Origin of the sequence: Vibrio sp. Isolate25 (assembly GCF_022398025.1) — a bacterium.
Classification (GTDB): domain Bacteria; phylum Pseudomonadota; class Gammaproteobacteria; order Enterobacterales; family Vibrionaceae; genus Vibrio; species Vibrio coralliilyticus_A.
In genome coordinates this window covers 909,464-935,762 of record NZ_JAKEUT010000001.1, presented here as the reverse complement: position 1 = coordinate 935,762, position 26,299 = coordinate 909,464, and the positions used below count along the sequence as shown (strand labels likewise).

Here is a 26,299-nt window from a genome sequence, read left to right as displayed (position 1 = left end):
TTGCTTCCCTTTCACACTCAGTATCCTAGTGGCGATTCTCGCAATGTTATGAGGTTGGGTGATCGCAGCAATACCGAGTTCGAACTAGCGACTTTGGCTAATGGCCGCGTATTGGCGCAGTAAGTCGGTTAACGTTGTGACCCACTCTAATGCGTTGGTTGGGGCTTGTTTAAGTAGTACTTCCACATGCTGACAATGGATTTCAAGAGGTATTGCCTGTTCAAGGTGAAAAGAAACCGAATAGAAATGCCAAAGCAGTAAGCGTTGCATGCGTAGCGTATTTTGCTGTTGATTGTCTGATTCGCTGAAAAGGGCTGGCAGTTCACTCAGAGCGATCGCACTCATCCTCAACATGGCATCAAACTGCGCCTCTTGCAGTTTGTCTTCGGATTCCGTCTCATCGGCATCGAACGTAAACAGCTCCGTCATCGATTCTTCTGCGATCAGGCGGTGGATCATTCGTAGACTCAGTTCTTCCAGCTCTTCTCTTGGGGTAGCTTTTAGGGATGAGAGGGTGTAATCGCGTTGCATGGTGATCTCTGGCATCTGTTAAAGGGGCGATTATTCTATACCGCTAGTGGCATAAATCTAGCTCTAATTGAGTTACTGCTTAACATGAAGCTCCCAATCAGCGCTCTAAATTGCTCCAAATAAAATAGCCCCACCAAACGGTGGGGCAATATGCAGTTGTGTTTGCGTTATTAGCTTGCTGACGTTGTTAGAGAATTCTTTTGCCACTAGTACGTTAGTTGATACTTTTATAAACCTAGATGGCAAATCGTGAATTGCCAAACTTTTTACGCAAATGAATTTGGTTACATATTAGTTATTGTGATCTTTGTTCATTATTTCATAGCAACAAAATGCACAATTTGTACACTTTCTGCTAGTTTCCCTAGTCAATCTTATCAGGGGTGAAAGCATTGCTTATAGATTGAGCACTTGAACGTTTGCGTGAAAATATGTGATGAATATCTCATTATGTTCGCTATACTTTCCGCCCGGTTAAGAGCGACAGCTCTACCAATACAAGCCGTCACATGGAATGGTGAATGACCCCACGGACCGGACCAGCTATTTTTCAATGCTTGTAGAGGTTATCTTTAATGAATGTCCTATTCGGATTAATCGGTGTTGCGACACTATTATTGTGTGCTGTGTTGTTGTCAGAGAGTCGCAAAGCAATCAACTGGAAAACAGTCTTTCGCGCTTTGTTACTTCAGGTCGGTTTTGCCGCTTTAGTCTTGTACTTCCCTTGGGGACAAACTGCACTCACCAGTTTAAGTAATGGTGTTTCTAGCCTATTAGGCTTTGCTGATGAAGGCATTGGGTTCTTATTTGGTGATTTAGCCAATACAGGATTTATCTTTGCGGTTCGTGTTCTTCCTATCATTATTTTCTTTAGCGCGCTAATTTCTGCACTTTATTACCTTGGTATTATGCAAAAGGTTATCGAGTTTATCGGTGGTGGTATCCAAAAGTTCCTAGGGACGAGTAAAGCTGAGTCTTTGGTTGCTACCGGTAACATCTTCCTATCTCAAGGTGAGTCTCCACTTCTTGTTCGACCTTTCCTTTCGCGTATGACTCGCTCTGAACTGTTCGCTGTGATGGCCGGTGGTATGGCTTCTGTAGCCGGTAGTGTGCTGGGTGGATATGCTGGGTTGGGCGTTGAGCTGAAGTACTTAATTGCCGCGAGCTTTATGGCTGCGCCGGGCAGTTTGATGATGGCAAAGATCATTGTGCCTGAGCGTGAAACACCAATCGACCAATCTGATATTGAGATGGACAAAGCGCAAGACAGCAATGTGATTGATGCCCTAGCAAGTGGTGCAATGAATGGTATGAAGGTCGCCGTTGCTGTCGGTACCATGTTGATTGCGTTCGTGAGCGTGATTGCCATGGTCAACACGGGCCTGGAAAGTTTGGGTGACGTGGCGGGCTTTAGCGGATTGACGCTGCAAACGCTGTTTGGTTACCTGTTTTCTCCTCTGGCATGGGTGATTGGCGTGCCGGCAAATGAAATGCTGATGGCGGGCTCTTACATTGGCCAAAAAATTGTCATGAATGAGTTTGTGGCTTTCATCGACTTTGTCGAGTACAAAGCGCTACTCTCTGAACACACCCAAGTGATCGTCACATTTGCACTGTGTGGCTTTGCCAACATAGGCTCGATTGCTATTCAGCTTGGCTCTATTGGTGTGATTGCGCCAGAGCGCCGCTCTGAAGTGGCTAATTTAGGCATAAAAGCAGTACTTGCTGGTACACTGGCGAATCTAATGAGTGCATGCCTAGCGGGGATTTTCATTCTACTTTAACCCATCGCTAGATTCTAAAATCTATAAAAGAAGTACAAAGCCCAGTTTATGAAGCTGGGCTTTACTTATCTATTTGAGTCAAAACTGATTTATAGCAACGTTTCGATTTGTTGTAGGCGTAGGATGGAAGCATCCCGTCTGGGAAATTTCCAACAATAATAAGAGATACCGCTATGAATGAACTGATTCAACGTTTTTTGCGCTACGTAACTTTTAACACACAATCCAATCCTTCAAGTTCCAAATGTCCAAGTAGTGAAGGACAGAGAACGTTCGCCCAGTTTTTGCAACAAGAGTTAATAGAACTGGGGTTAAGTGATGTTTCGCTTGATGAAAATGGGTATTTGATGGCGAAACTGCCAAGTAATGTCGATTATGATGTCCCTGCGATAGGTTTTGTCGCTCATATGGATACCGCACCTGATGCGTCAGGAAAAAATGTCAAGCCTCAGATTGTTGAGGATTATCAGGGGGGGGATATTGCACTTGGTAAGGGGGATGAAGTGCTTTCTCCTATTCAGTACCCCGAGCTGCACCGACTTCATGGGCATAACCTTATCACCACAGATGGTACAACGCTTCTCGGTGCGGATAACAAAGCGGGCATCGCTGAAATTATTTCCGCTATCGCTGAATTGCAAGCGAACCCGAGTATTCCACATGGTGATATTTGTATTGGGTTTACACCAGATGAAGAAATTGGTCGTGGAGCGGACTTGTTTGATGTGAAGAAATTCGGCGCGCAATGGGCATATACGATTGATGGTGGTCCTGCTGGTGAACTGGAGTATGAGAACTTTAACGCAGCCAGTGCCGATGTCATTTGCCATGGTGTCAACGTACACCCAGGAACGGCAAAAAATAAAATGGTGAATGCCATGAACATTGCAGCTCAGTTCCAGTTGTTGATGCCTACTGATGAAACGCCAGAGGCAACGGAAGGGTATCAGGGCTTCTACCATTTGAAATCTGCGGAAATGACCGTTGCACGTTGCGAGTTAGGTTATATCATTCGGGATTTTGAACGTGATGGACTTGAGCAACGCAAGGCGTTTATGCAGAGCAAAGTGAACGAGCTCAATGAAACGCTAACCAAAGGTCGAGTAGAGCTTAAACTGACAGACAGCTACTTCAATATGAAGGAGATGGTTGAGCCGCACCCTCATATCATAGAGCTAGCAAAACAAGCGATGATCGCCTGTGATATCGAACCAAACGTTAAGCCAATTCGCGGTGGTACCGACGGTGCAAGGTTATCATTCATGGGGTTACCTTGTCCTAATCTCTTCACTGGTGGCTATAATTTTCATGGAATTCATGAGTTTATCAGTATTGAGGCTATGGAGCAGGCCGTTAAAGTCATTATGACCTTGTCAGAAAGAACCGCACTGAGCTATAGATAAAATCTTGATATATTCCTGTTATCTCATTGATTATCGTGTACATTTATTAGAGTATGCTCGATAAACAGAGGTTTCAGGGATGAAAAGGATTTTTTTACTGTTTACACATCTTATGTGTGGTGGTGTTGGTTTTGCAATTGGCATCTATGCCTTACCTATACTCATCCAGCCTGATTCGCCTTCGATGAGCTCAGTAGAGAATGTCACTAACAATGCCGTTTATACGGCGACCTTCCAGCGTGATAGGAAAGACAGTGATTTTTTGCATTGGGGCGAAGGATCAGTGTCTATCAGTCAGGACAAAATCGCTTTTGTTGGTGAATTAGCTCCGGGGCCGGATTATAAGCTTTATTTATCGCCACAGTTTGTCGAAACCGAAGCTGACTTTAATCAACAAAAACAGACCATGGTGAAAGTCGGTGACGTGAAGACGTTTGACCGTTTTACTCTCGATTTACCGAGTGATGTGAGTTTAGCAGAATATAATACGGTGATAGTTTGGTGTGAAACCTTTGGTGAATTTATCACCTCTGCGCGTTTTAAATAGTGTCTCACAGCACATAGCCTGTATTTATAGCAATGTAAACTGGATCCTTCTCAACAAGTATGGGAAGTTATTATTGAGCATGTATAGATTTCTATGAGGGGCGTTTGCCCCTTTCTTATATAACAAAAACAGGAGCCGAGAATGGAGAAAGTGCAAGTTGTCATCGATTTTCTTCTGACTCATAAATTCATTTTCACAGCGCTGATTATGGTATGTGTAGTCGTAATCCGCCGCATCATTTTATCGAAGATACGTGGCGATGTTGCCTTTGTGTCTGAGAAACAACGTAACTGGATGTCACGCACCAAGAATGGTGCATTTGCCGTGACCGTTCTGCTACTTTTCATTCTGTGGAAGTCTGAGATCAATGAATTCGCTCTTTCGGTAACGGCGATTGCCGTGGCGATAGTTGTGGCATCCAAAGAAATTATTTTATGTTTTACCGGATCGATTCAAAGAGCCAGTTCTCGTTCATTTCGAGTTGGTGATTGGATTGAAGTTGGTAAGCTCTGTGGTGAAGTGATTGAGCACAACATGATGGCTACTGTCATTCAGGAAATCGATCTTCACCATGGCCAGTACCACTACACGGGGAAAACCGCGACCCTCCCCAATAGTATGTTTTTTACTTATCCGGTGAAAAACCTCAACTTCATGAAGCGCTATGTTTATCATAATTTTTCGATTGTTTTGGCTGAGTTTGTCAATTTGTATCCACTAGTGCCGATAATGATCGAGAAAATCGAAGAGCATTGCCATTATTTCAGCGATGTTGCAACACGTTATAACGCCATGATCGAGAAGCACGCTGGTGTTGATTTGCCGGGGGCAGAACCTCATATCCATATCAATAGCGGCGCGACAGGGGAGCAAGTGGTTCATTTCATGATTTTTTGCCCGACTGATAAGGCGACTCATCTAGAGCAGGAAATCAGAAAAGACTTTATGGAACTCTATGAAGAGAGGTTCCCGCCAAAGAAAGACGAGGAGAAAGAGAGCTGAGGCTCTCTTTTTTGTGCCTAAAACGCTTCTATTCGACAGCTCTATCTTCAACCGCTAGTGTTAACATGAGAGGGTGAAGATGAAGACTGTCGTTGAAAAGGTGCCCATCCCTTGTGTGAGAAATTGCTGCCTTGATGGTGATGACATTTGCTTAGGGTGTTTTCGAACGCTCAATGAGATATTGGAGTGGCGCTCTTATACGGATGAGGAAAAACGCGCTGTGCTAGTACGTTGTGCAGTACGCAGAAAGAAAAGAAGTCGGTAGCGCCCGATATTGATGAGATCAGTATGAAAAGTTTGCATGAGCTGAGCGCTTAATCGCTAAGGCATTCAATTAAAGAGATGATTAAATACATGCTCAAAATCTGCGATGGCATGGCGATTGATTCTATAACACACTTTAGGGGGATTCGGCTCTGCAATAATAAACTCAGCTTGTTTTAGAATACGTAAATGCTCAGATACGGTTGATTGTGCCAGTTCTAACTGCGATACCAGATCACAGTTTAGGCAGCCTCCAAGGTTATCCAATGTTACTAAAATCTTAAGAATTCTAACGCGGGCAGGGTGAGAAAGTGCTTTTGCTTGGAGAGCAAATGCACTTTCTAGTGCGATTTCAGTATCTGTTGTTGAGAATGCTCGCTGGTTTGCTAAGTTACATTGGTTAGTCATATGAGTGATACTAATTGATAATCGTCAAATCGCGATTGAATATACTGATGGTTTTTTTCTGGTGCAACAAAAAAAGCAGTCCTGTTAGTAGGGTTTTGCGAGTGGATAGATGTCTGCTAGATTCAGACACCTTCCGGTTGCATATCTTCTAATTGAACTCGAATTGGGTGCTTGTCAATGATTAAGCTGAGCTCTTTGAGCCGATTCACTAGGCGGCTATCGAGTAATGTTCCCGCTTTCAATAAACACCCGCCATTATTTGCAAATATATCGCCTGCTAACGTCATTCCTGCTTGTAGCTCAGCCAGGCTCGCGAGTGTAATAAATTGGTTGGAATTCGTTGTAGCATGAGGTGTTGTCGCATTCGAGGACTCTCGATTAATGTCGGTTACGACATCATGGTATTGATGCTGTTGGTACAATTCTGAGTGTGCGGTGATCGCTTGCTCGATTTGCTCTCGGGTGTCTTTGACTTTAATCGGTTTTGACAGAAATGCGTCGATTTCGAAACGCATGCAGGTTGAGATTGTTTTGGTGTCTGAGAGCGCTGTAACAGCGATAATACTGGTTTCTGGCGGAGCTTTAGTATTCCCCATACGAATAGCTTTAATCAATTCTAATCCGTTAATATGAGGCATATTGATATCTGTGATGACCAAATCAATATGGCTTTGTGCTATTTTTTCTATTGCACTTTGGCCGTCTGCTGCGCTCAGAATGTTTTCGTAACCACTTTTAAACAGCATGCCTATGAGTGATTTGCGAGACAAGTTATTGTCTTCTACAACAAGAATGGTAAATATTCTAGGTTCGAATGTTGTCATAAACCTCTCCTTGTAACTATGTGAGAGTAGCGTTGCTCGAATTATACGAGTTCTGCAAATATCGAACCAATAACTGGCTATTCCAGTTCATCTGATTATTTTTGTTTTAAATCAATGATATGTTTACTGATTGAATATGTTGGATGCTAGAATTGAACCCTAATTTGTCTCTCAATATTGGAAAGTTTGAGGTGTTCTCAGTTTGATTCTTAATCTGAGAAAGTGGCTTAGACAGCCATCTGTGTTTTGTCTTCTCTAACTACGATGCTATTTGTATCAACAATTTTACTGAGCTCAAATAAGCGTAAAATGAGCTTTTTGTTAAGCACAGTGCCAGCCCGAAGCAAGCAACCACCCGAGACGGCATTAATATCATAAACTAGGGTCATACCTTCTTTGAGTTCCGAAAGCTGTGACAGTTCGCGTACACGACTGTCTATAGACCGGATACGCTGTGTTGTTTCTTGCGGATTTTCTTGAGGAGTTAAGTCAATGTGGGTATCGACCTCTTGGTAAAAGTGTTGTTGATATAAACGCTTAGGCTCTGATATTGCACTTTGAATTTTTTCTTGTGCCGACTTTATATTGATGGGTTTGACTAGAAAAGCATCGACTTCCATCGCCATACAAGCTGAAATAGTGGAGGTATCAGACAGGGTTGTGACAGCGATAATTCGTGTGTCACAGGCGATTTGGGCTTGGTTGGTTCTTATGGTTTTAATCAACTCCAGTCCATTAATATTGGGCATGTTGATGTCTGTGATAATTAAATCAATTTTGTTCTCTGCGCATTTTTTCATGGCTTGCATGCCGTCTTTAGCGCAGAGTAAGTTTTCATAACCACCTCTCACTAGCATCCCTACGAGCGCTTGGCGAGAGAACTTGTGATCTTCAACGATAAGAATCGTAAAATCGGCTGGGTCATAGTTACTCATAAATCACTTCCGTATCTTCGATGATTGAATGCTCAATTAGGTAGTTCTTTAAGCGTATCAGTTCTGCTTTGGCGTCGTTTAAAGTGTTCGATAGTTCTAACCAGTTTTTTTGATGTGCTGTTTTTTGTAAGATCTCAAATGTATTGGCGAGTTCATCAGCTCCCGCAGAGCGGGCGGCTCCCTTTGCAGCATGGGCAATTTGTTGAAGTTCTTTATCGCTTTGCTCAGTCACTGCAAGCTCTACTTTTTCTATATCTTCATTAACGGACTCCCAGTAGCCTTCTAGTAAAGGGCCAACAACCGATATCTCTTTAGTGCCTAAAAGCTGCTCCAAAGTAGACATACTGATAGGGGCTTGCTCTGATTTTTCTACGGGGATTTCGGTATTTTCTGGCGCATTCTCAGGTTGATTGGCAGATTTATCCCCTAGTGGGATAGGGGAGAGCTTCATCCAGTTCTCTATTGCTTGATCGAGAGTTTTTAGCTCAACTGGTTTGGTCAAATAATCATCCATCCCCGATGCGATACATTGCTCCGAAGCCTCAACCATCGCGTTGGCGGTAATGGCGACGATTGGCGTATGGCCTCGATTCTTGTCTTGACGTTCTATGTTCCTGATTTGATTCGCCAGTTCATAACCATCCATTACCGGCATGTGGCAATCCGTCAATATCAAATCAAATTGTCCATGCTTCCACTTGTGGAGGGCTTCTTGTCCATGTATGGCCATTTCACATTGGTAACCGAGGTGACTGAGCTGTCTTTGAATAACATCTCGGTTGGTGGGTTGATCATCGACAACTAAAATGACGCCTGTTTTGCTTTTGGGAATGCCTTTATTGGTGTCATTCTCAAGTTGTTTGATGTTTTTTTCGCAACTGATAAGGCCTCGCATGACACCGATAGCGGTAGTGAGCTCGCTTGGCTTAAAAGGCGTACATGGCATTACATAGCTGTTAGGTTTGGTTAAGCCAGATTCTGCGGTTGGATTACGAGTTAGAAAGATGAATTTTTGTTTATCCAGCAGAGGAGATCTGAACTCAGACAGTGGTTTTTCTTCATAATAATGATAGAGATCAGGGCCAATGATAATGAGATCGATGGTCGCACCGGCATTACTTGCGTAGTCGAGTACGGAAATTGCTCTTTGAATGGTGGCAACGCAATTGGTTTTACAACGAAAGTTTGCAAGATTGATATCACAGAAGGTAGAAATGTTTTGATCATTGGTGACGAAAAGGATTCTGGAGCCATTAACATAGTTTGGCGTTGGGTCTTGAGGGCTTTCTTCTACTTCTATGAAAGGGAGTTCAACAGAGAACCGGCTACCCACACCAAACCGGCTGTCTACCTTGATATCGCCTCCCATCATTTCTAATAGGGAGCGGGTGATAGAGAGGCCTAACCCCGTTCCACCATAGAGTCGAGTAGTACTGGTGTCTGCCTGACTAAAGGCTTTGAATAGTTTTTCAACCTGCTCCTCAGTCATACCAATTCCATTGTCTTCAATGATGATTTCGACGTAGGGCGCGATTTCATGCTGGTTAAGAGTTGCAGACACCCACACCTTACCTTTCATTTCATCCGTGCTATCGGTGAATTTGACGGCATTACCAACTAGGTTGAGTAACACCTGACTGAGCCTAACACTATCACTCATGATGACTTTCGGTAGGCTGGCATCATAGGTGAGATAAAGCTCAATTCCCTTGTTGTTTGCCTGTAAGCAGAGAACATCTAGTGTCCTTTCGATGAGTTTTTGCAGCTCAACAGGGACACTTTCCAAAGACATTTGACCAGCTTCTATCTTAGAAAAATCTAGAATGTCGTTAATAATATGAAGTAGGGTAAGAGCGGAATCTTTGATGGTGGTGACCATACTTTTTTGCTCACCGTTAAGCTCTGACTCACTCAAAAGGCTCAACATTCCGACGACACCGTTCATCGGAGTTCGTATTTCATGACTCATGTTCGCTAGGAACATAGATTTTGCTTCACTGGCGGCTAATGCGATTTCACTTTCTTGCCTGAGGTTAGCTTGTGCCTTTTTTTCTTTCGTGATGTCAATGTTAACACCACCCATACCAATAGGGGTGGTTCCATCCTGATCAAAGAGAACATCTGCAGCGGCTTTAACCCAGCGTATATTCCCGTCTGGTAATTGTATTCTGAATTCAGAGTTAAATTGAGTGAGGTTTTCTCGGGCTTTGTTAAGGGCTTCCTCCGCGCTGTATACATCTTCTTCTAATACTCGTTCTTGCCACATAGCGTAGTTGTTCTTACAGTTGTCAGGGTCTACGCCATATATCTCGTACATACGTTCATCCCATGAGAGCTCATTGCTTTTAAAGTCCCAGCTCCATATTCCGATCCCCCCAGCTTGAGTGGCTAAATTTAGGCTCCTTACTACCTCCTCAAGCTCACTTTGGCTTTTTCTGAGTTCATTCTGAGCTATTTGCTCTTTACTGATATCACGTAAAACCAAAACGATGTACTTTTGCGATTTCATTGTTATGTATCGAACAGAACCGAGCATGCTGAGAACGTCATTAGTTCGATTGACTTTTATGACGTCATCTAGTGGCACTTCTTGGTACATTTCCACACTGGAAAGCTTACTTTCGATGCTGTTTTCTGAAAACTCATAAAGGAGCGAGGTGAGGTTCAAGCCAAGCAGAGCGGTTTTGTCATGCTCAAAAAGAGAGAGTGCCGAGTCATTGACGTCGAGTATTCTCAATTCAGAGTTGAGCAGCAGCATATTGTCGACGGCCTGTTCGAACATGACCCCCATTTGGATTTCTTGCTCATTGATGCGTTGATTTTGGTTAGAGACCAACTGTTGAAGTTTACGATTAGACTTTTTGAGCTCTTGACGAACTTGTTTCATTTGGCTGATGTCAGTTTGGCTGAGAATGAGGTAGTGGTTACCGCCTCCTTTTTTTCTCATTGCTTCCAAGTTGATACGTAGCCAACCTTGCTTTTTTTCTTGATTGATACAAATTTCACTGGTGTGGGATGTGGCTGCATGGACTGCGCTATGAAGACTAGCGATATGATCGTCACTGAGAAAATGTGAGAAAAATTCAATGATATTACGGCCAATGACTTGGTTAGAAGGGAGTTGGTAGTATTTGAGAAAAGCAGGGTTGGCATAGAAAATGGCATTGGAGCCTACTTGGCCATCAAATATCACCATACCATCAGATAGCAGATCTAAAATGCTGGTTTTAATGCTGTCATCACGTTGTGGTAATGCTTTCTTTGGCTGTTTGTCTGCCAGTAATGACGTAAACGGGTTCTTCATAGGCGCCAACCTTGATGTGCTCGTGTTACTGCCTCTCCATTTTGAGATTGGAGATGTCTTTTATGAAATCATATACATAATAATAGAACGAGCTGGCGCATTTGGTAGGATTAATAACAAAATCTCCCTCTTCAGAGGGAGATTTCTAATGTTTTAACAATGGGTTAATTAACCCGCAATATGCAAATTAAGTCTGAGGTCGAGCGGTAGCTTAGAGAGTTTATCTTTCAAAATGCGACGTGTTTTCTCAATATCTGCGATAGCCACCTGTTTCTCTGTTGAATGAACATCAAGGTTCACTCTAAGCTCACGACCCACTTTAGTGACAGCCGTTAACTCAATTTGTTGTTTTACTTCTTTAACCAGTGCCGATACACCTTGATCAACTGCGTCACAGATCTCATCACTAGGAGGCATCATCAGGAGTTCACGAACCGCTTCTTTAAGCATCTCATAGGGTACTTTTATGAAGTAAAAAGACATCAGAATCATCATCATAGGATCAGCGTAAACCGAATATTCAGCAAGTGGAGATAAGGCAACTACCCATGCAGCTATAAAGCCTAAAGTGACGGCAACACTTAATAATGTGTCCATTTGCCATTGTTTGACTTCCGCTTCGATTAAACCAGATGAAAAACGCTTGGACTTTTGAGCAATGTGCCACCACGCGTAACCACAGCCTAGAACATTGACTACACCAAACAAGGTAGCGATAGAGGCATCGACTTCACGTCCACCATTGAACACTGCGATAATGGCAGAATAAAGTGAGTACGCAACAACAAGAAGGATGACACTGCCTTTAGTTGCGATAACAACAGGCTCTAAGACTGCTTTACCAAAGGGGAAGTGACTCCGGGATGGGCTTTGAATGTACTTAGATACAGCGAGCGACAATAAAGTTAGCAGCAGACTAACTGAAGAATAAACCCCATCAAAGACAATGACTAATGAACCAACAAGCAGCCCGAGTACCAATCCGCCTACTGCAAAGCCTGAAGCTAAAAGGGCTGAGAAAGTCAGTATTCGTTTTTCATTTAAGCTTGTCCTGGCACACATAGAGTTTTCTCTTCGCTATACATACCTTTATTCTTCTCATACTGAGAGAATTTGACAAACTCGATCTGACTTTAAAATAGACAATGTTCTTTGCTTTAAATTAAAGTACTTTTAAATCAATGGATTAGTTGTTATTTTTGGTGTCAGTTAAATTGGCACTGACTGTCGTGTTGTAAACGGAATCATCATTTTAAAGCTTGGGCTTGGTTTTTAAATCGAGGCGGCAGTTAAAAATCAAACAGATATTCGTTAAGTTTGTCAGCTAACCAGGACATGCCAGGGTGTTCTGCCATACCTGCGGCGGTAAACATACAGTAGTCCTCTTGAGTCAGGCCATAGGTATGTTTAATGACCGCCAGTTCTTGCTTGCGCAAGTGATGGCGTATGAGGGGTTCAGGGAGCACTCCCCAGGCGTCTTCTGTAAGAATGGTTTTGAGTATGTAATCAAAGCTGGAAAAGCCAATATGGCGCAGAGAAAAAGGTTGCAATTCCGGATTATCTTTTTCATTCAAATACACCATCACCGCTTGATTTGAGTTGCGAAGCTCTTCGTCTGAAACACGTCGAAGTTGGCTAAGACGATGATCGGCCTTACAGACAGACATCAGCCTTATTTTACCTAAAGGGTGATAGCTGATGTGTGGATCGTCAATACGCTCGTAGTCGATACCAAAGGCAAAGTCGACTTGCTGTGTCGTGACTAAATTGGCTAAATCTCCACTGGATGCCAGCACAATGTTGAATGAGGTCGCTGGAAACTTATTGTTCAATCGGTGAGAAAGTTCTTGCCACATGTCGTCTGGTAGTGAGTCATCACGTGCTATCCAGACTTCGGCGTTGAATTCGCCTGAAACTTGCGCGCAGGTCTGACGAATACGGGAAACCGTTACCAGTAAATTCTGGCAATCTTTATAGATGGCTTTGCCAGCCTCAGATAGAGATACATGATTACCTGTACGCACAAATAGTTCAATATTAAGGTCTTTTTCAAGTGCTTTAATGGACATGCTCAGCTTGGTGCGATTGCATTCGAGTTGCCTGGCGGCCTCGGATACTGACCCAGTATCAGCAACAGTACAAAAGGCTTCAATCTGCGATAGGTTCATCTGAGTAATTCACGTCATTGGTGTTTATATAAGCTAATGTTATAAGAATACATTACGCTTGTCTGTTTTCTGGTGGCAAAAGCTATGAATTTTATGCAGTTTTGATACTCTTACTGGACGCCAAATGAATGAGGTAACAGGGAGATCATGATGGCTACAAATTGGGATGATTACGCAGCAGAGTGGGAAAGCGAACCTTCAGCAGTCTTGTATGCACAGAAAGCATTCGACTCTCTGCAAGAAATTGTCGATGTCCAAGGGAAGCGTATTCTCGATTTTGGTTGTGGTACAGGATTACTAAGCCAGAAACTTTCTCCTCTCGCGAAAGATATTGTCGCGCTAGACAGTTCAGAAGCCATGATTGAGCAACTGGACATGAAAGAGCTGAATAATGTTGAACCTGTTGTTGACTACTTGTCTCGTGGTTTGGTCGCAATGCATCCAGCGTTTCGCAATCAGTTTGATCTCGTTGTCGCATCGTCTGTTTGCAGTTTTCTACCTAACTACTCTGATATTGTCGATATTGTCTATAGCTTGCTTAATAAAGGAAACCACTTTGTTCACTGGGACTGGTTATCTGAGAAAGACGAAGAAGGTGGAATGACCCCAACACATGTTTTGCAGGTATTGAGCAGTGTTGGGTTTGATGAGGTCGAAGTCACAACGCCGTTCAGTATAGACACGCCGCAAGGTAAGTTGACAGTACTGATGGCGATAGCAAAGAAATAACGCCAACTTCAAAATTTTGTAAGCCCGAACGATTGTTGTTCGGGCTTTTTGTTTAAGACACCGCTTGAGTCGCGTATTGAGCAATTTCATCCAATACGTGAGGGTTAGCTATTGCCCCTTTGTTCAGGACTTCTTTACCATGTAAGGCCTGTTTGACGGCCAGCTCCACTAACTTACCAGATTTGGTTTTTGGTACTTCGCTAATGGGGTAGATTTCGGCGGGTACATGCCTAGGTGAGCATTGAGTTTTGAGCTGTAACTTGATGGTTGAAATGAGTTCATCGTTAAGTGTACGGTTGTCATTTAACTGAACGAACAGCACCACTTTCTCATCACCGTCTGTGACCCGACCAACAGCAATAGAATCCTTGACTTCTTCAAGCTGGTTAACCTGCTGGTAGATCTCCGCTGTGCCTATCCGAACGCCCCCGGGGTTAAGGGTGGCATCACTACGGCCATAGAAAATCATTCCCCCGTTGTCTGTTATTTCTACATCATCCCCATGGTGCCATGTGTTGTGGTACTTATCCCAATAAGCGTTGTGGTAGCGTTCACCATTGTCATGCCAAAAGCCGACGGGTTGATTCGGGAAGCTGTTAAGACAAACGAGCTCACCGCGCTGATTCTCGACGGGCTGTCCTTGCTCATTGAATACTCGGACATCTAACCCCAGTCCCGCCGCCTGACATTCACCGCGATATACCGGAGAAATTGGGTTACCGAGAACAAAACAGCCACAAATATCAGTGCCACCGGAGATAGAAGCCAAGTGAACATCTGCCTTGATGCAGCTATAGACGTAGTCATACTGCTGTGGGTAGAGTACGGAACCAGTTGAACAAAGAGTTTTAAGGCTTTCTAGGCGGTAGTAATGACTCGGGTTGAACTCTGCTTTTTGCAGTGCTTCGAGATACTTAGCTGATGTGCCAAATAAACTGACTTGTGCTTCTTCAGCCAATTCCCATAAAACACTTGGCATTGGATACATAGGGCTGCCGTCGAAAATGACGAGAGTCGCACCACTGGCGAGGGCTGAAACGTGCCAGTTCCACATCATCCAACCACAGGTAGTGTAATAAAACACGCGATCACTTGGCTGAATATCACAATGCAGTTGATGCTCTTTCAAATGGTTAAGTATCGTGCCACCGACGGAATGGACGATACATTTAGGCTTGCCGGTCGTGCCGGAGGAGTAGAGGACAAACAGTGGGTCATTGAATCCGACGCGTTGGTATCGCACTCCACGAGGGATGTAGCTGGCTAAAATCGACTCCCAGTCAGAAAACTTTTCATTGCTGTGAGGTCCTTCTTGCCCAATCTGCAAATAATCAATGTGACAGGTGTTTTGAATGCTGGATATAGCCTTCACAATTTGGTTGTTTTTTTCATCCATGTTGAATGTTTTACCGTTGAAGCTATAACCGTTGCAGCAAAACAAAATCTTAGGTTGAACCTGTCCAAATCTTTCTTTGACACTCTCCACCCCAAAATCAGGGGAAGTGGATGTCCATATGGCGCCTAAACTGGTTGTCGCAAGCATAGCGACGACCGTTTCTGGCATATGGGGTAGGTATCCGGCGACCACGTCACCTTTTTCTACACCGTTTTGTTTTAACCATTGCTGAACAATAGACACCTGATCGCACAGTTGTTGCCAAGTGAGCTTACGGCTTTGGCCGCGCTCATTTTTAAACCAGATAGCCACGCCTTCAGGCTCTTGAAATGCATAGGAGAGCAGGTTTTCAGCGTAGTTTAGCTGAGACTGTGGGAACCAGATAGTGTCGCGATTGGATAAGAACTTTTCCCAACGCGCTATTCCTTCGCCATGAATGCAATCACCTTTGAATCCGATTACATCGCAAAAGTGCCAAATCTCCATCCAGAAATGTTTTTTATTTTCTACAGACCATCGGTGTAAATCACTATAATTTTCAATGGCCTCTCCCTGCATGTTGATATGCTGGATAAATTGATACAGATTGGATGCGGCCATTCTTTCTTGGCTAGGCTCCCAAAGTGGGAGTGGCTCAACTGACTTTTGAGTGGACATGACTTCCTCGTCTTACACACTTTTCCATAACTATGGCTAAGTTTTGTTGCAAAAATAGCCAATGTCAAACAATCCGCCAATAAACATATCGCTGATAAATAAGCAAAAAAAATGAAAATGTAAAATAAATGTTACAGTGGTCGTGGCGGTGATGTAAGTGGACGAATTGTCACCGATTTCGTGAGGGGATAGGCTTAATGTAAAAGAGTTGTTAAAAGGAAATGTGATGACTCAGTACGTATCTAAACCTGTTAATAAACAAGGATTTGTCGACTGGAGCGGCGAAGAAGATCAGATCTGGCATGATCTTGTCTCACGTCAGTTAGATTTAGTTAATCAGCGTGCTTGTAAGGAATATCTTCGTGGTCTTGAGTTGCTCAGTCTACCGCTCGATAGAGTTCCTCAACTGCCTGAAATTAATCAAGTCTTACAAAGAGAAACCGGGTGGCAAGTCGAGCCTGTTCCTGCATTGATAAACTTTGATCGTTTTTTCGCTCTACTGGCAAATAAGAAATTTCCGGTGGCCACCTTCTTACGCTCACGTGAAGAGTTTGACTACTTACAAGAACCCGATTTCTTTCATGAAATTTTTGGCCATTGTGCAATGCTCACTAATCCGGAATTTGCTGAGTTCACGCATATTTACGGTCAACTTGGTAAAGACGCGACAAGTAAAGAACGGGTGTATTTAGCTAGGCTTTACTGGTTTACTGTAGAGTTTGGTTTGGTGAAAGAAGGTCAAGAATGCAAAATTTATGGGGGAGGGATTTTATCGTCTCCTGGAGAAACACTGTATGCCTTAGATGACGAGCGCCCGTTGAGAGAAGGGTTTGATCTTCATACTGTACTGAGGACGCCATATCGCATTGATATTATGCAACCAATATATTTTCTGCTCGAAGATATTAGGCAGTTATACAAGCTAAGTAAAACGGATCTGATGTCTCATGTACATCAGGCAATGAACGCGGGATTGCTACCTCCGCTATTTGAACCAAAGGAAATCACCCATGCTTAATGAATTACGATGTGAAGCCTGCAGCAGTGATGCGATTGCACTGAACAAAGAAGAGCAAAGATTGCTGCTTACAGAGCTTAACGATTGGATGCTAATAGAGCGAGATGGTATTCCTCAGCTTGAGAAGGAATACAAATTTAAGAACTTTAAGTTAGCGTGGGCATTTGCTAATAAGATTGCCGAATTGGCTGAAGATGAGTTTCACCACCCTTCGATACTATTGGAATGGGGTAAAGTAACTATTACATGGTGGAGCCACTCAATACAAGGCCTGCACCGTAACGATTTCATCTGTGCAGCGAAATGCGATAAATTGAAAGATTAACCACAAAGGCCTGAAGCTTGCCTCTGTTTTGCTTCAGGCCGTTTTATCTCACTGAACATATCCCACCTTTATTGTCGCCCTTATCCTATATCGATTTACCATTATCATTTAATGGATTTTCCATCAGTAAGTGGTTAATTAATCCTAAATCATAATTTGATTTATTTAAATAAACTGAGAGTAGTAATGCTGAATAATTTCTATTAGTGATATTAATGTTTTTTTGAAGGTGTTGTCATTTATATGATTTTCAACTCTCCGTTACGATGAGTAAGTATTAATTATTATTTTACTTTCACTGAAAATCTAAGTTAATTTAAATTAAATATTAGTAAGATTTATCTTAGAGGTTTGACAGGTATAGTGGTTGGAAATATRTTTATTTTTTAAATTTAATATCACTTTAAATTCACAACCATTCAAATAACAGAACTACAGGATATATGATGAACAGACTATTTATAGCGGCATGCCTTACCGTTTCTTTATCAGGTCAGTTGTTTGCTAATGAAGAGCAAAGTTTAGGTGATAAAATGACACCTAAAGTGGAACAGTTAGCGAAATCTTCTCGAAGCTGGGAAGGTTCTGAACTCCCAAACTACGGCCAAGGCATACCGGAAATCACCGTCCTGAAAATTACTATTCCACCTAAGGCACAGCTTCCTTTGCATGAGCACCCTGCAATCAACGCTGGTGTTTTGACTAAAGGTCAGTTAACAGTCATTACTCAAGATGAGGTAAAGGGCAAAAAGGTGTTAGAAATGAAGGCGGGAGATTCACTAGTTGAAGTGGTTAACACTTGTCATTATGGTCGTAACGAAGGTAATGAGCCCGCTGAAATCATTGTATTTTATGCAGGGATTAAAGACGCGCCTGTGACGGTTTCAAGTAAGCGATGTGTATAATTCTAAAGGCTGCATTTAATGCAGTCTTTCTTTTTATGATGGTTTGAGTTGATCTAACGTAGTTTCTTTTAATACATAATCGTTCTAAAAGAGGTCTTGTTATTATGTGCTACTTGGATCTACTCTAATTACGCAGGTGATGGGGTTCCACCTATTTAACCGCCACTGTGGCTGATGACTCCTACAGAATACGAAAACAAGTGATTCGTCGAAAGGTAATCTGATCAAATCAGGTTGTTGGTTCTGTAGTAGTGAAAATCCACGACCCACTTCCACTTGTTTTCCGATTAAGAGGAAAACATCATGCAATACTCTTGTGAAATTGAATCCATGTGTCCGATTCAGCGTGGAGAATTACACCCTTCTTCACCTATCCCTGTCGAAGGCCAAATGATACGTCCAAAAGAAGTCATCGCTATTTCGGGCTTGAGCCACGGAGTTGGGACTTGTGCTCCACAACAAGGTGCAGCAAAGCTTACGCTCAATGTGAAGCAAGGTGTTATCGAAGAAGCCTTGATTGAGACTATTGGATGCTCGAGCATGACTCACTCTGCCTCAATGGCGGCGGAAATCCTCACAGGTAAAACCATTTTGGAGGCACTGAATACTGATTTAGTCTGCGATGCTATTAATGTAGCAATGCGCGAAATCTTTCTACAGTTTGTTTACGGGAGGACACAGTCGGCTTTCTCTGAAGGAGGGTTAGAAATTGGTGCAGCACTCGAAGACTTAGGGAAATCACAACGCAGCCAGGTAGGGACAAGTTATTCAACCATAGCAAAAGGCGTACGTTATATGGAGCTAACAGAAGGCTATGTGACCAAGCTTGCCTTAGATGAATTCAGCGAAGTGATAGGGTATCAATATTTGAACTTGGGCAAGATGATGGCGGACCTTGATCAAGGTATGGATGCGAATGAAGCAATGGTGCGCGCAACGGGCTGCTATGGCCGATTTGACGAAGCCAGTACAGTCATCAACCCCCGTAATGCGTAGGAGGCTGCCGTTATGAATGAATCAATGACTCAATTACTCCAAGAGATGAACTTATCCTCTATCGAGCAAGCTCATGAATACTGTATGAGTTTCGGTATTGATCCTAAAAAAGTAGTACTGGAGACTCAGCCCATAGCCTTTGACAATGCCTGTGATGCTTATACGTTGGGTTCTGCACTTGCCATAAATCGAAAAGCTCAGACTGCGGTAGATGCGGCGAATATCATCGGTGAAGGCTTGCAGGCATATTGTAAACCGGGCAGTGTGGCCGCGCAGCGAGAAGTCGGTTTAGGGCACGGGGCTCTTGCAGCTCGTTTACTTAGTGAAGAAACCCAATGCTTTGCATTTCTGGCCGGTCATGAGTCGTTCGCTGCTGCTGAAGGGGCGATTAAAATAGCGCTTAATGCCAACAAGTCTCGTCAAATACCTCTTAAGGTCATTTTAAATGGCCTGGGTAAAGATGCGGCATATATTATTTCGCGCATTAATGGTTTTACCTATATTCGAACAGAATTTGATTACCAGACCAATCAACTGATCGAGGTCGAACGCAAGCGGTTCTCTGGAGGCGCACGAGGCGATATCTTGTGTTACGGTGCCGATGAGGTACGTGAAGGCGTTGCTATCATGCATAAAGAATCAGTCGATGTCAGTATTACAGGGAATTCAACAAATCCAACGCGATTTCAGCATCCGGTCGCAGGCATCTATAAGTCAGAATGTAACGCATTAGGTAAACACTATTTTTCAGTGGCGTCAGGAGGTGGTACTGGGCGAACCTTGCATCCTGACAATGTTGCCGCCGGCCCTGCGTCCTATGGGATGACAGATACCATGGGAAGAATGCATGCCGATGCTCAGTTTGCAGGCAGCTCTTCTGTGCCAGCTCACGTTGCGATGATGGGTTTTATTGGAATGGGTAATAATCCGATGGTGGGAGCGACTGTCGCTTTAGCTGTTGCCGTCGAACAGCAACTGCATCGCTAGCAAAATGTGGAGATTGGGGTTTATGGTTTGTTCTTTTCCAGGGCCTCGATTTCTTGCTGATAAATACGTCGGACCCGCTCTATTTTTCTAAGCAAGATTTGAGTGTCATTTCTTAACGTCTGATTAAGCTGTATGTATGTCAGGCTAGAAAAGCTATTAAGCTTGTACTGGGCAACTTTACAGTGGCGGTGAATACCTTCCCACATTGAGATTGCGTTATCAATGATGGCAGATTCACTAGTGAGTGCATCCACTTCTTGATTGAGTGATTGGACCACCGTGTTGGCAGCACGTATCTGCTGATTCATCTCGTAATGTAAAGCGTGCTTTTCCGGTTTCCAAAAACTGGTGATCTCTTGTTCAGAGAAGGCTTTGTGTAGAAATGTCTGTTGGTGGTGTAGCTTGAGTAACTGATTGAAACGTTCGGCTTTGGTATTATACCAGTCTTCAACTTTTTGCTGAGATTTGAGGGCTTTATTCCACGTATCTGCACGGCAATGCTCACCAAAACCTTTAATTGGTAAAGTGATCAATATAAATGCCGTTACAGTGACATATAGCCCGTGCCATTTCATATTAGCTATATTGTTCATGAAAGATGGCTTAAGTATAGAAAAGAAGCTGACTCAATATGAAAAAGATAATCATGGTTGTTTTGCTGTTACTCGGTATAGCTTGTGCTGGTGGTGGCTACTACATCTTCTACTTAAAGCCGCAGCAAGATGCAGAAGCAGCAGCGGCGATGATGGAGGCGAATAAGGAGCCGCCGCCCCCGCCAGTGAAAGAAGAGAAAGCACCACCGCCTAAGCCAGAAGTGACAGATTTTTACGTTAGCCCCGCGAAACTCGGCGTTAGAGAATATCCCCAATATGAAGCGTTCGTGGAAAGCGTTGTTTACCGTGGCGACAAACTGCATATTCTGGAGAAGAAAAATGGGTGGGGGCGTATCTCTCCTTATTATGTTTACGAGGAGGGAGGGGAAGAAGTGGCCGAATGGGTGCCAATGGAAGCCTTACTAGAAGTAGCGCCAACCATTACTAAAGAAGAACGTGTAGAAACAGTCAGTAGTTACATAGAAGAATCTGATGACTTTAAACTTCACTTTGAGATGTTTGTACAGAAAACCGATCAACTACTCAAGGAGAAGACCTGTGTGCCTGAAGATTTTGAAGAAACCAGTGGTTGGATTCGGTCACTGACGTTTGAGCAAAGGGACGTGTACTTTGTCTATTGTGGAGGAATTAAGCAAGCCAACAAAGTTTACCTAGATGTGCAGACGGGAGAGATCTTCTATCGATAGCCAGTGAAGACTCAGGTTTTTACTGGTTTTATCTGACATTGTTTACTGTTCAAATGTGGAATATTAGCTTTTAGATAATTTTAGTTGTTTATAGATAGGCTTGGACTTAACATCCAGCTGTCTTTTTGTATTGGTGTTGTGAATGGCTCAACGTTTTATCCACTTTTTCTGGTTTTTATTGCTTGCGATGGTTCTTCCAACGCAGGCAATGGCGTATTTCACGCAAGCAGAAAATGATGCAAGCGCACGCTTAAGCCGCCATACGACCCAGATCTTACCTCAGTCCCAAGCGGGCTATCAGACTCTGTTTGAAGAGTCCCAGCAGGAAGATAAGCCCCAACAACCCATATCTCAGTCTGAAGTTGGTGTTGATGTGGTGGCGATTGTCCCACTCAGTCGTTGGAGCTTATCTGATCGCCACACTGAGGAAGGAGAAGCGCCTGGGGCCAGTGATGGCCATTATTCCGGTCAAGCACAGCTTCCTCTTCATTCGCTTTATCTTTACCCCTTAGCCAGTCAAGGCTATTGGGTTACACATTCGTTTTCCTCAAACCACCGTATCTCGGGCTGGAAAGAGTCCAATGCACTGTACGTTGCACTCAATAGCCAGTTCGCTTGAACGCCTTCCTGTAATCTGTTGATGGCGCTTAATGCAGCGTAAATTCGCCGCATAAATAGACGATACGTCACTGTTGTCCCACTTCAGATTCTATCAATAAGTTTAAGACTGACCTCTTTGAGGATCAGGCGACTTTCTATACCTATCAGGCTACAGCCGTGACTAGGTATTGCATGTAAAAGATAAATATATGAAGAAAAATACACCTAATAAAAAACATGCGAGAGTGATGAACCGTTACTCAGCATGGCAATATGTTGTGCTGCTTGTAACAGTGGTCGTTCTTGCACTCAGTGCCATCCCAACTTGGTATGGGGAGCTGCCTTCCATTCAAGTGACAACGTCACAAAAAAATGAAATTCTTGATAATCCCTTGCAACTGAATCGCTACTTGGAACAACGAAATATCCACGCGAATGAGATTGCTCAGGAAGATAACACCACCATTTTGGTGTTTGATAACGAAACCGCTCAAACCCAAGCGCGTGAAGTGCTGAATGATTTGTTAGGTAAACAAGACTCGATTACTTTTTCGTACGTGTCTGTTGCACCCAAGTGGTTGAGTGACATGGGCTTTAGCCCAATTAAACTTGGGCTGGATCTTCGAGGCGGTGTGCAATTCTTGCTTAATGTAGATGTAGACAAAGCATTTGAAGAACAAAGAAATACTATTGTGGATGAAATGCGAGATATGTTGCGTCGGGAGCATATTCGCGGGGTTAAATTTGCCCAAGTTGGCGTGGATGGTTTTGATCTGAAAAGTAACTCAGGAGAAGCGTTAACTCAGTCTGCGAACTATATCCGTCAAAATTATTCGGGTTGGGAGATTAAGCGTCATTCTGACTATTTAGCAGTGAAACCAACAGCGCAGAACAAATCAGATTTCCAAACCGTCACGATAAAGCAAAACCTTAAGATCATGCGCGATCGTATCGAAGAGCTTGGGATTACAGAGGCGCTGGTACAACGACAGGGAGAGCACAGCATTCGGATCGAGCTACCTGGGGTGCAAGATCCTTCACAAGCAAAGAATGTCATAGGTGCAACAGCCACACTTGCGTTTCATGAAGCAAAAGCGCCATCTGAAGGAGTTTCCTATGGTGACATTGTTCTGAAGGACAATGATGGCCGTGATGTAGTGCTGTCAAAACGTCCGGTCTTAACGGGGGAGCACATCGTTAATGCTCGCGCTGGTGTCGACAAAATGGGCTTTTCCGAGGTGAATATTTCACTGGATCACTCTGGTGGTAAAACAATGAGTGATTTTTCCGGCAAACACATTGGTAAGCCAATGGCGACGGTATACCGTGAGTACACGACCAATGCTAACGGCGAAACCGAGCGCAGTGAGAAGGTCATCAGTGTTGCCACTATTCAGTCGCAACTTGGTAGTCAGTTCCGCATTACTGGAGCAGGCTCTCTGGATGAAGCTCAAAATTTAGCGTTACTGCTTCGTGCTGGTTCACTAACTGCGCCCGTCACTATCGTTGAAGAACGTACCATTGGTGCCTCACTCGGAGCCGAAAACATTGAAAATGGTTTTGCGGCACTAGCGCTTGGTATGGCGATGACGTTGATTTTTATGGCGCTTTGGTATCGACGCTTAGGATGGGTTGCCAATGTAGCACTTGTCGTCAACATGATTAGCTTGCTGGGCCTAATCGCGTTATTACCGGGGGCGGTTTTAACACTGCCGGGCATTGCAGGGCTTGTATTGACTGTCGGTATGGCGGTGGATACGAATGTTCTGATATTTGAAAGAATAAAAGATAAGTTGGCAGAGGGGCGAACTTTTGCTCAGTCAATTGATTTAGGCTTTGGCAGTGCATTGAGTACCATTCTGGATGCCAATATTACCACTATGATCACGGCAGTGGTCCTTTACTCGATCGGTAACGGTCCGATCCAAGGTTTTGCTCTGACGTTAGGCCTCGGGTTGTTAACTAGTATGTTCAGTGGCGTTTTCGCTTCACGCGCAATTATTAATTTAGTTTGGGGACGCGATAGCCGTCGTGATGTAAGGGTTTAATTATGGTTGAGTATCTAAAACAAAATATCCGTCGAATCCGATATATCACAAGTTTTGTTTCGGTTGGATTGATGGCCATCTCACTGATTGCCTTCGGTGTAAAAGGCTTAAATATGGGCCTAGACTTCACTGGTGGTATGGTGACAGAAGTTCAGGTAGATAAAACCCTGAACAACAGCGATTTGCTCAAAGCTCTACAGCCTTCGCTGGGAGAGTTCACGTCTGTGACGCATTCTGATCAAGAGGGGCGTTGGATAATTCGTTACCCAATCCCAGATGAGGGGGCAAGCACACCTGATATTTCATCAGTATTGTCTGGGCTATCACACCAAGTAGATATAGTGAGTAACAGCATGGTAGGGTCTCAGGTCGGACAGGATTTGGTTGACCAAGGTGGATTGGCGTTGCTGATCTCGATGATGTGCATTCTGGGCTATCTGTGCTTCCGTTTTGAGTGGCGATTGGCAAGTGGTTCATTGCTGGCCCTTATTCATGATGTCGTCTTGGTACTGGGTTTCTTTGCTGCTACTCAGATGGAGTTCAATTTAACTGTATTCGCCGCTATTCTGGCAATATTAGGTTACTCGTTAAATGATTCTATCATTATTGCAGACCGCATTCGTGAACTGCTAGTGGCCAAACAGACTACACCTACTGATGAGATAAACGATCAAGCAGTTATTGCAACATTCTCCAGAACCATGGTTACGTCCGGCACCACGCTACTCACAGTATCAGCACTATGGATCATGGGGGGCAATGCGCTTGAAGGATTTGCGATTGCAATGTTTATCGGCATTCTTTCTGGTACTTGGTCTTCGATATCGATAGGGACGGTATTGCCGGAGTGGCTAAAGCTGGAGCCTAAGCATTACTTACCTGTTGAAGTTGACTCTGCGCCATAACTCCGCATCATAACCTTAGCTTATGCCCTGTAACCAATTTATAGGGCATTTTTTGTTCTCTTCACACCAAAACTCCGCTAGCTTATGGTGTTGACTGAGATTGGCTATGGTGGAGGATGCATGAAAACAGAGCAAGAAATGGCGCAAATGGGCGCCGCTAAGGTGCATTTGATTGAAAAGCAAGGACAACAATACATTCGAAAACAAGGGGTAAACGCTATTGAGAGAAGCTTCTACCTAAGCGCCGCTGAGGTTCTAAGTCAACAAGGTGTTAAGTCACCACGTCTTATCACAGCTGACGAGGACTCGATTGTCATCGAATATGTGCCTCATTCGGTAACGCTGGAAGAGTTGGTTAATGCGAGTGAACCATTTAAGCAGATAGCCGCTATACATCAAACGCCAGTCTGTCCTGATTGGCAGCTTAAGTCGCACTGTTGGAGTGATAATGCAATGGAGACATCACTGGCTATGCTCTCTCTTACTGCGGAGCATAAACAGTTTCTTGGCAAGTTACACTTACAGAGTGACGTGATATTTGAAAACCCCACTCTACTGTCTGGTGATACTAATGACGGCAATTGGGGCAGAAGAGAAAACGGTGAATGGGTATTATTCGATTGGGAACGCTTTAGCACGGGTAGCCCAGCAATTGACTTAGCACCTTTGGTTAAAGGGCTAGGGGATAAAAGCGATATGTTACGTATTGTTGATACATATCTGAGTGTGCATCAGCCTATGTCGCGAGAAGCGTTGCTGAAACAGCTTATTATTGCGAAAGCATGGCTGGTCATTGAAGTAACCAACCTTCTTTATAAGCGTAAAAAGCCCCAACTCAGCAAGTATATCGACTGGTTCAACCTACATTTACCAAGATGGATTACCAATATTGAGTCTTTAATTTAAATACCGAAAAGGTATTCTATCTTATATTTTTCTTTGATATCTATTCTTCTGTCATAATGTAAATATATTATATTCCTTAAAATTAACTATAGTGATAGATACTTATAAATAATTCATAATTAAATTATTGCAAATGCAGTTTAATTTAAGTGGGTTATGTTTCTTTTGGTTTTTTATATCTGAATTAAAATCATTATTATTGGTTGTTTATCTTTGTTAATTATCTATTTTTTATGTGATTATTTATTATTATAGTTCGCTCTTTATTTAGTTGTTACTTTTTTTTGCTTTATTATCAATAGCTTGGTTGTTTTATTGATCAAGTTTAAGGTTTTAAATAAAAATGAAATACGACTG

At 43.3% G+C, this 26,299-nt stretch carries 25 protein-coding genes and 1 riboswitch; of the genes, 16 read left to right on the top strand and 9 right to left on the bottom strand.

From position 1 onward, the window contains the following. Nucleotides 1-84: 84 nt before the first annotated feature. The gene (locus L1D15_RS04085) at nt 85-531 is read right to left on the bottom strand and encodes an exoribonuclease R (protein ID WP_239874755.1); all 447 of its coding nucleotides are present in this window, start codon (nt 529-531) and stop codon (nt 85-87) included. A gap of 575 nt (nt 532-1,106) precedes the next feature. Here L1D15_RS04085 and L1D15_RS04080 point away from each other — a divergent pair. The 5 genes from L1D15_RS04080 (at nt 1,107) to L1D15_RS04060 (ending at nt 5,532) form a co-directional block, all read left to right on the top strand. Beyond that, nucleotides 1,107-2,315: a NupC/NupG family nucleoside CNT transporter gene (locus L1D15_RS04080; protein WP_239874754.1), complete on the top strand. Its 1,209-nt coding sequence runs from the start codon at nt 1,107-1,109 to the stop codon at nt 2,313-2,315. A 173-nt stretch (nt 2,316-2,488) separates the two neighbouring features. Continuing rightward, complete coding sequence (gene pepT, locus L1D15_RS04075) at nt 2,489-3,718, top strand: peptidase T (protein WP_239874753.1); 1,230 nt, start codon at nt 2,489-2,491, stop codon at nt 3,716-3,718. 79 nt (nt 3,719-3,797) lie between these two features. Further along, entirely contained in the window at nt 3,798-4,265 is a 468-nt protein-coding gene (locus tag L1D15_RS04070; protein WP_239836190.1) for a DM13 domain-containing protein, read from the top strand. A gap of 141 nt (nt 4,266-4,406) precedes the next feature. Continuing rightward, nucleotides 4,407-5,267, top strand: a complete 861-nt coding sequence (locus L1D15_RS04065) for a mechanosensitive ion channel family protein (RefSeq protein ID WP_239864273.1) — start codon at nt 4,407-4,409, stop codon at nt 5,265-5,267. 79 nt (nt 5,268-5,346) lie between these two features. Next, nucleotides 5,347-5,532 carry a DUF1289 domain-containing protein gene (locus tag L1D15_RS04060; protein WP_239874752.1) on the top strand — a complete coding sequence of 62 codons (186 nt, stop codon included), beginning with the start codon at nt 5,347-5,349 and terminating at the stop codon, nt 5,530-5,532. Nucleotides 5,533-5,597: 65 nt separating this feature from the next. On the opposite strand, the gene L1D15_RS04055 is transcribed toward L1D15_RS04060, so the two are convergent. From L1D15_RS04055 to L1D15_RS04030, 6 genes are all read right to left on the bottom strand, one after another. Further along, on the bottom strand, nt 5,598-5,939 hold the full coding sequence (locus tag L1D15_RS04055; RefSeq protein WP_239874751.1) for a winged helix-turn-helix domain-containing protein: 342 nt from the start codon (nt 5,937-5,939) through the stop codon (nt 5,598-5,600). A 122-nt stretch (nt 5,940-6,061) separates the two neighbouring features. Beyond that, nucleotides 6,062-6,763: a response regulator gene (locus L1D15_RS04050; RefSeq protein ID WP_239874750.1), complete on the bottom strand. Its 702-nt coding sequence runs from the start codon at nt 6,761-6,763 to the stop codon at nt 6,062-6,064. Nucleotides 6,764-6,990: 227 nt separating this feature from the next. Continuing rightward, nucleotides 6,991-7,698 carry a response regulator gene (locus L1D15_RS04045; RefSeq protein ID WP_239864269.1) on the bottom strand — a complete coding sequence of 236 codons (708 nt, stop codon included), beginning with the start codon at nt 7,696-7,698 and terminating at the stop codon, nt 6,991-6,993. Continuing rightward, on the bottom strand, nt 7,691-11,002 hold the full coding sequence (locus tag L1D15_RS04040) for an ATP-binding protein (protein ID WP_239874749.1): 3,312 nt from the start codon (nt 11,000-11,002) through the stop codon (nt 7,691-7,693). Before L1D15_RS04040 ends, L1D15_RS04045 begins: the two co-directional genes overlap by 8 nt. 168 nt (nt 11,003-11,170) lie before the next feature. Further along, nucleotides 11,171-12,064, bottom strand: a complete 894-nt coding sequence (locus L1D15_RS04035; protein WP_239874748.1) for a cation diffusion facilitator family transporter — start codon at nt 12,062-12,064, stop codon at nt 11,171-11,173. A gap of 227 nt (nt 12,065-12,291) precedes the next feature. Next, on the bottom strand, nt 12,292-13,170 hold the full coding sequence (locus tag L1D15_RS04030; RefSeq protein WP_239874747.1) for a LysR family transcriptional regulator: 879 nt from the start codon (nt 13,168-13,170) through the stop codon (nt 12,292-12,294). A 150-nt stretch (nt 13,171-13,320) separates the two neighbouring features. Between L1D15_RS04030 and L1D15_RS04025 the strand changes: the two genes are divergently transcribed. After that, nucleotides 13,321-13,899 carry a methyltransferase domain-containing protein gene (locus tag L1D15_RS04025; RefSeq protein ID WP_239875113.1) on the top strand — a complete coding sequence of 193 codons (579 nt, stop codon included), beginning with the start codon at nt 13,321-13,323 and terminating at the stop codon, nt 13,897-13,899. 52 nt (nt 13,900-13,951) lie between these two features. Here L1D15_RS04025 and L1D15_RS04020 read toward each other — a convergent pair whose 3' ends face one another. Beyond that, nucleotides 13,952-15,952 carry an acetoacetate--CoA ligase gene (locus tag L1D15_RS04020; RefSeq protein ID WP_239874746.1) on the bottom strand — a complete coding sequence of 667 codons (2,001 nt, stop codon included), beginning with the start codon at nt 15,950-15,952 and terminating at the stop codon, nt 13,952-13,954. Nucleotides 15,953-16,178: 226 nt separating this feature from the next. On the opposite strand from L1D15_RS04020, the gene phhA reads away from it, so the two are divergent. From phhA to L1D15_RS03995, 5 genes are all read left to right on the top strand, one after another. Beyond that, a complete protein-coding gene (gene phhA, locus L1D15_RS04015; protein WP_239874745.1) occupies nt 16,179-16,970 on the top strand; it encodes a phenylalanine 4-monooxygenase in 792 nt (263 codons plus the stop codon). Then, nucleotides 16,963-17,295 (top strand): 4a-hydroxytetrahydrobiopterin dehydratase, encoded by a 333-nt coding sequence (locus L1D15_RS04010; protein ID WP_239836201.1) that lies wholly within the window; start codon nt 16,963-16,965, stop codon nt 17,293-17,295. The genes phhA and L1D15_RS04010 overlap by 8 nt, the downstream gene beginning before the upstream one ends. Before the next feature lie 446 nt (nt 17,296-17,741). Then, nucleotides 17,742-18,200 carry a cupin domain-containing protein gene (locus L1D15_RS04005; protein WP_239874744.1) on the top strand — a complete coding sequence of 153 codons (459 nt, stop codon included), beginning with the start codon at nt 17,742-17,744 and terminating at the stop codon, nt 18,198-18,200. Nucleotides 18,201-18,326: 126 nt separating this feature from the next. Next, a riboswitch (Fluoride riboswitch) is annotated at nt 18,327-18,391 on the top strand. A 112-nt stretch (nt 18,392-18,503) separates the two neighbouring features. Continuing rightward, the gene (locus L1D15_RS04000; RefSeq protein ID WP_239874743.1) at nt 18,504-19,196 is read left to right on the top strand and encodes an iron-sulfur cluster assembly scaffold protein; all 693 of its coding nucleotides are present in this window, start codon (nt 18,504-18,506) and stop codon (nt 19,194-19,196) included. A 12-nt stretch (nt 19,197-19,208) separates the two neighbouring features. Then, on the top strand, nt 19,209-20,183 hold the full coding sequence (locus L1D15_RS03995) for a GGGtGRT protein (RefSeq protein ID WP_239874742.1): 975 nt from the start codon (nt 19,209-19,211) through the stop codon (nt 20,181-20,183). Between the two features lie 20 nt (nt 20,184-20,203). On the opposite strand, the gene L1D15_RS03990 is transcribed toward L1D15_RS03995, so the two are convergent. Continuing rightward, nucleotides 20,204-20,776 (bottom strand): hypothetical protein, encoded by a 573-nt coding sequence (locus tag L1D15_RS03990; protein ID WP_239874741.1) that lies wholly within the window; start codon nt 20,774-20,776, stop codon nt 20,204-20,206. Between the two features lie 38 nt (nt 20,777-20,814). Between L1D15_RS03990 and L1D15_RS03985 the strand changes: the two genes are divergently transcribed. The 5 genes from L1D15_RS03985 (at nt 20,815) to L1D15_RS03965 (ending at nt 25,942) form a co-directional block, all read left to right on the top strand. Further along, nucleotides 20,815-21,483: a hypothetical protein gene (locus L1D15_RS03985; RefSeq protein ID WP_239874740.1), complete on the top strand. Its 669-nt coding sequence runs from the start codon at nt 20,815-20,817 to the stop codon at nt 21,481-21,483. A gap of 142 nt (nt 21,484-21,625) precedes the next feature. Further along, entirely contained in the window at nt 21,626-22,102 is a 477-nt protein-coding gene (locus L1D15_RS03980) for a hypothetical protein (protein ID WP_239864252.1), read from the top strand. 190 nt (nt 22,103-22,292) lie between these two features. Beyond that, nucleotides 22,293-24,131, top strand: coding sequence for a protein translocase subunit SecD (gene secD / locus L1D15_RS03975; protein WP_239874739.1), 1,839 nt, complete (start codon nt 22,293-22,295; stop codon nt 24,129-24,131). A gap of 2 nt (nt 24,132-24,133) precedes the next feature. After that, nucleotides 24,134-25,036, top strand: a complete 903-nt coding sequence (gene secF / locus L1D15_RS03970; protein ID WP_239874738.1) for a protein translocase subunit SecF — start codon at nt 24,134-24,136, stop codon at nt 25,034-25,036. A gap of 120 nt (nt 25,037-25,156) precedes the next feature. After that, a complete protein-coding gene (locus L1D15_RS03965; protein ID WP_239874737.1) occupies nt 25,157-25,942 on the top strand; it encodes a hypothetical protein in 786 nt (261 codons plus the stop codon). The last annotated feature ends 357 nt before the right edge of the window (nt 25,943-26,299 follow it).

What these genes read in the sequence shown, in the direction of transcription:
- L1D15_RS03985 (WP_239874740.1), top strand. Translation starts at nt 20,815, where the DNA reads ATGAAAAAGATAATCATGGTTGTTTTGCTGTTACTCGGTATAGCTTGT.
- secF (WP_239874738.1), top strand. Translation starts at nt 24,134, where the DNA reads ATGGTTGAGTATCTAAAACAAAATATCCGTCGAATCCGATATATCACA.
- L1D15_RS04065 (WP_239864273.1), top strand. Translation starts at nt 4,407, where the DNA reads ATGGAGAAAGTGCAAGTTGTCATCGATTTTCTTCTGACTCATAAATTC.
- L1D15_RS04070 (WP_239836190.1), top strand. Translation starts at nt 3,798, where the DNA reads ATGAAAAGGATTTTTTTACTGTTTACACATCTTATGTGTGGTGGTGTT.
- L1D15_RS04040 (WP_239874749.1), bottom strand. Translation starts at nt 11,002, where the DNA reads ATGAAGAACCCGTTTACGTCATTACTGGCAGACAAACAGCCAAAGAAA.
- L1D15_RS04045 (WP_239864269.1), bottom strand. Translation starts at nt 7,698, where the DNA reads ATGAGTAACTATGACCCAGCCGATTTTACGATTCTTATCGTTGAAGAT.
- L1D15_RS03995 (WP_239874742.1), top strand. Translation starts at nt 19,209, where the DNA reads ATGAATGAATCAATGACTCAATTACTCCAAGAGATGAACTTATCCTCT.
- pepT (WP_239874753.1), top strand. Translation starts at nt 2,489, where the DNA reads ATGAATGAACTGATTCAACGTTTTTTGCGCTACGTAACTTTTAACACA.
- L1D15_RS04050 (WP_239874750.1), bottom strand. Translation starts at nt 6,763, where the DNA reads ATGACAACATTCGAACCTAGAATATTTACCATTCTTGTTGTAGAAGAC.
- L1D15_RS04035 (WP_239874748.1), bottom strand. Translation starts at nt 12,064, where the DNA reads ATGTGTGCCAGGACAAGCTTAAATGAAAAACGAATACTGACTTTCTCA.
- L1D15_RS04000 (WP_239874743.1), top strand. Translation starts at nt 18,504, where the DNA reads ATGCAATACTCTTGTGAAATTGAATCCATGTGTCCGATTCAGCGTGGA.
- L1D15_RS04005 (WP_239874744.1), top strand. Translation starts at nt 17,742, where the DNA reads ATGAACAGACTATTTATAGCGGCATGCCTTACCGTTTCTTTATCAGGT.
- L1D15_RS04030 (WP_239874747.1), bottom strand. Translation starts at nt 13,170, where the DNA reads ATGAACCTATCGCAGATTGAAGCCTTTTGTACTGTTGCTGATACTGGG.
- L1D15_RS04080 (WP_239874754.1), top strand. Translation starts at nt 1,107, where the DNA reads ATGAATGTCCTATTCGGATTAATCGGTGTTGCGACACTATTATTGTGT.
- secD (WP_239874739.1), top strand. Translation starts at nt 22,293, where the DNA reads ATGAAGAAAAATACACCTAATAAAAAACATGCGAGAGTGATGAACCGT.
- L1D15_RS04055 (WP_239874751.1), bottom strand. Translation starts at nt 5,939, where the DNA reads ATGACTAACCAATGTAACTTAGCAAACCAGCGAGCATTCTCAACAACA.
- L1D15_RS03965 (WP_239874737.1), top strand. Translation starts at nt 25,157, where the DNA reads ATGAAAACAGAGCAAGAAATGGCGCAAATGGGCGCCGCTAAGGTGCAT.
- L1D15_RS03990 (WP_239874741.1), bottom strand. Translation starts at nt 20,776, where the DNA reads ATGAACAATATAGCTAATATGAAATGGCACGGGCTATATGTCACTGTA.
- L1D15_RS04025 (WP_239875113.1), top strand. Translation starts at nt 13,321, where the DNA reads ATGGCTACAAATTGGGATGATTACGCAGCAGAGTGGGAAAGCGAACCT.
- L1D15_RS04085 (WP_239874755.1), bottom strand. Translation starts at nt 531, where the DNA reads ATGCAACGCGATTACACCCTCTCATCCCTAAAAGCTACCCCAAGAGAA.
- L1D15_RS04020 (WP_239874746.1), bottom strand. Translation starts at nt 15,952, where the DNA reads ATGTCCACTCAAAAGTCAGTTGAGCCACTCCCACTTTGGGAGCCTAGC.
- phhA (WP_239874745.1), top strand. Translation starts at nt 16,179, where the DNA reads ATGACTCAGTACGTATCTAAACCTGTTAATAAACAAGGATTTGTCGAC.
- L1D15_RS04060 (WP_239874752.1), top strand. Translation starts at nt 5,347, where the DNA reads ATGAAGACTGTCGTTGAAAAGGTGCCCATCCCTTGTGTGAGAAATTGC.
- L1D15_RS04010 (WP_239836201.1), top strand. Translation starts at nt 16,963, where the DNA reads ATGCTTAATGAATTACGATGTGAAGCCTGCAGCAGTGATGCGATTGCA.
- L1D15_RS03980 (WP_239864252.1), top strand. Translation starts at nt 21,626, where the DNA reads ATGGCTCAACGTTTTATCCACTTTTTCTGGTTTTTATTGCTTGCGATG.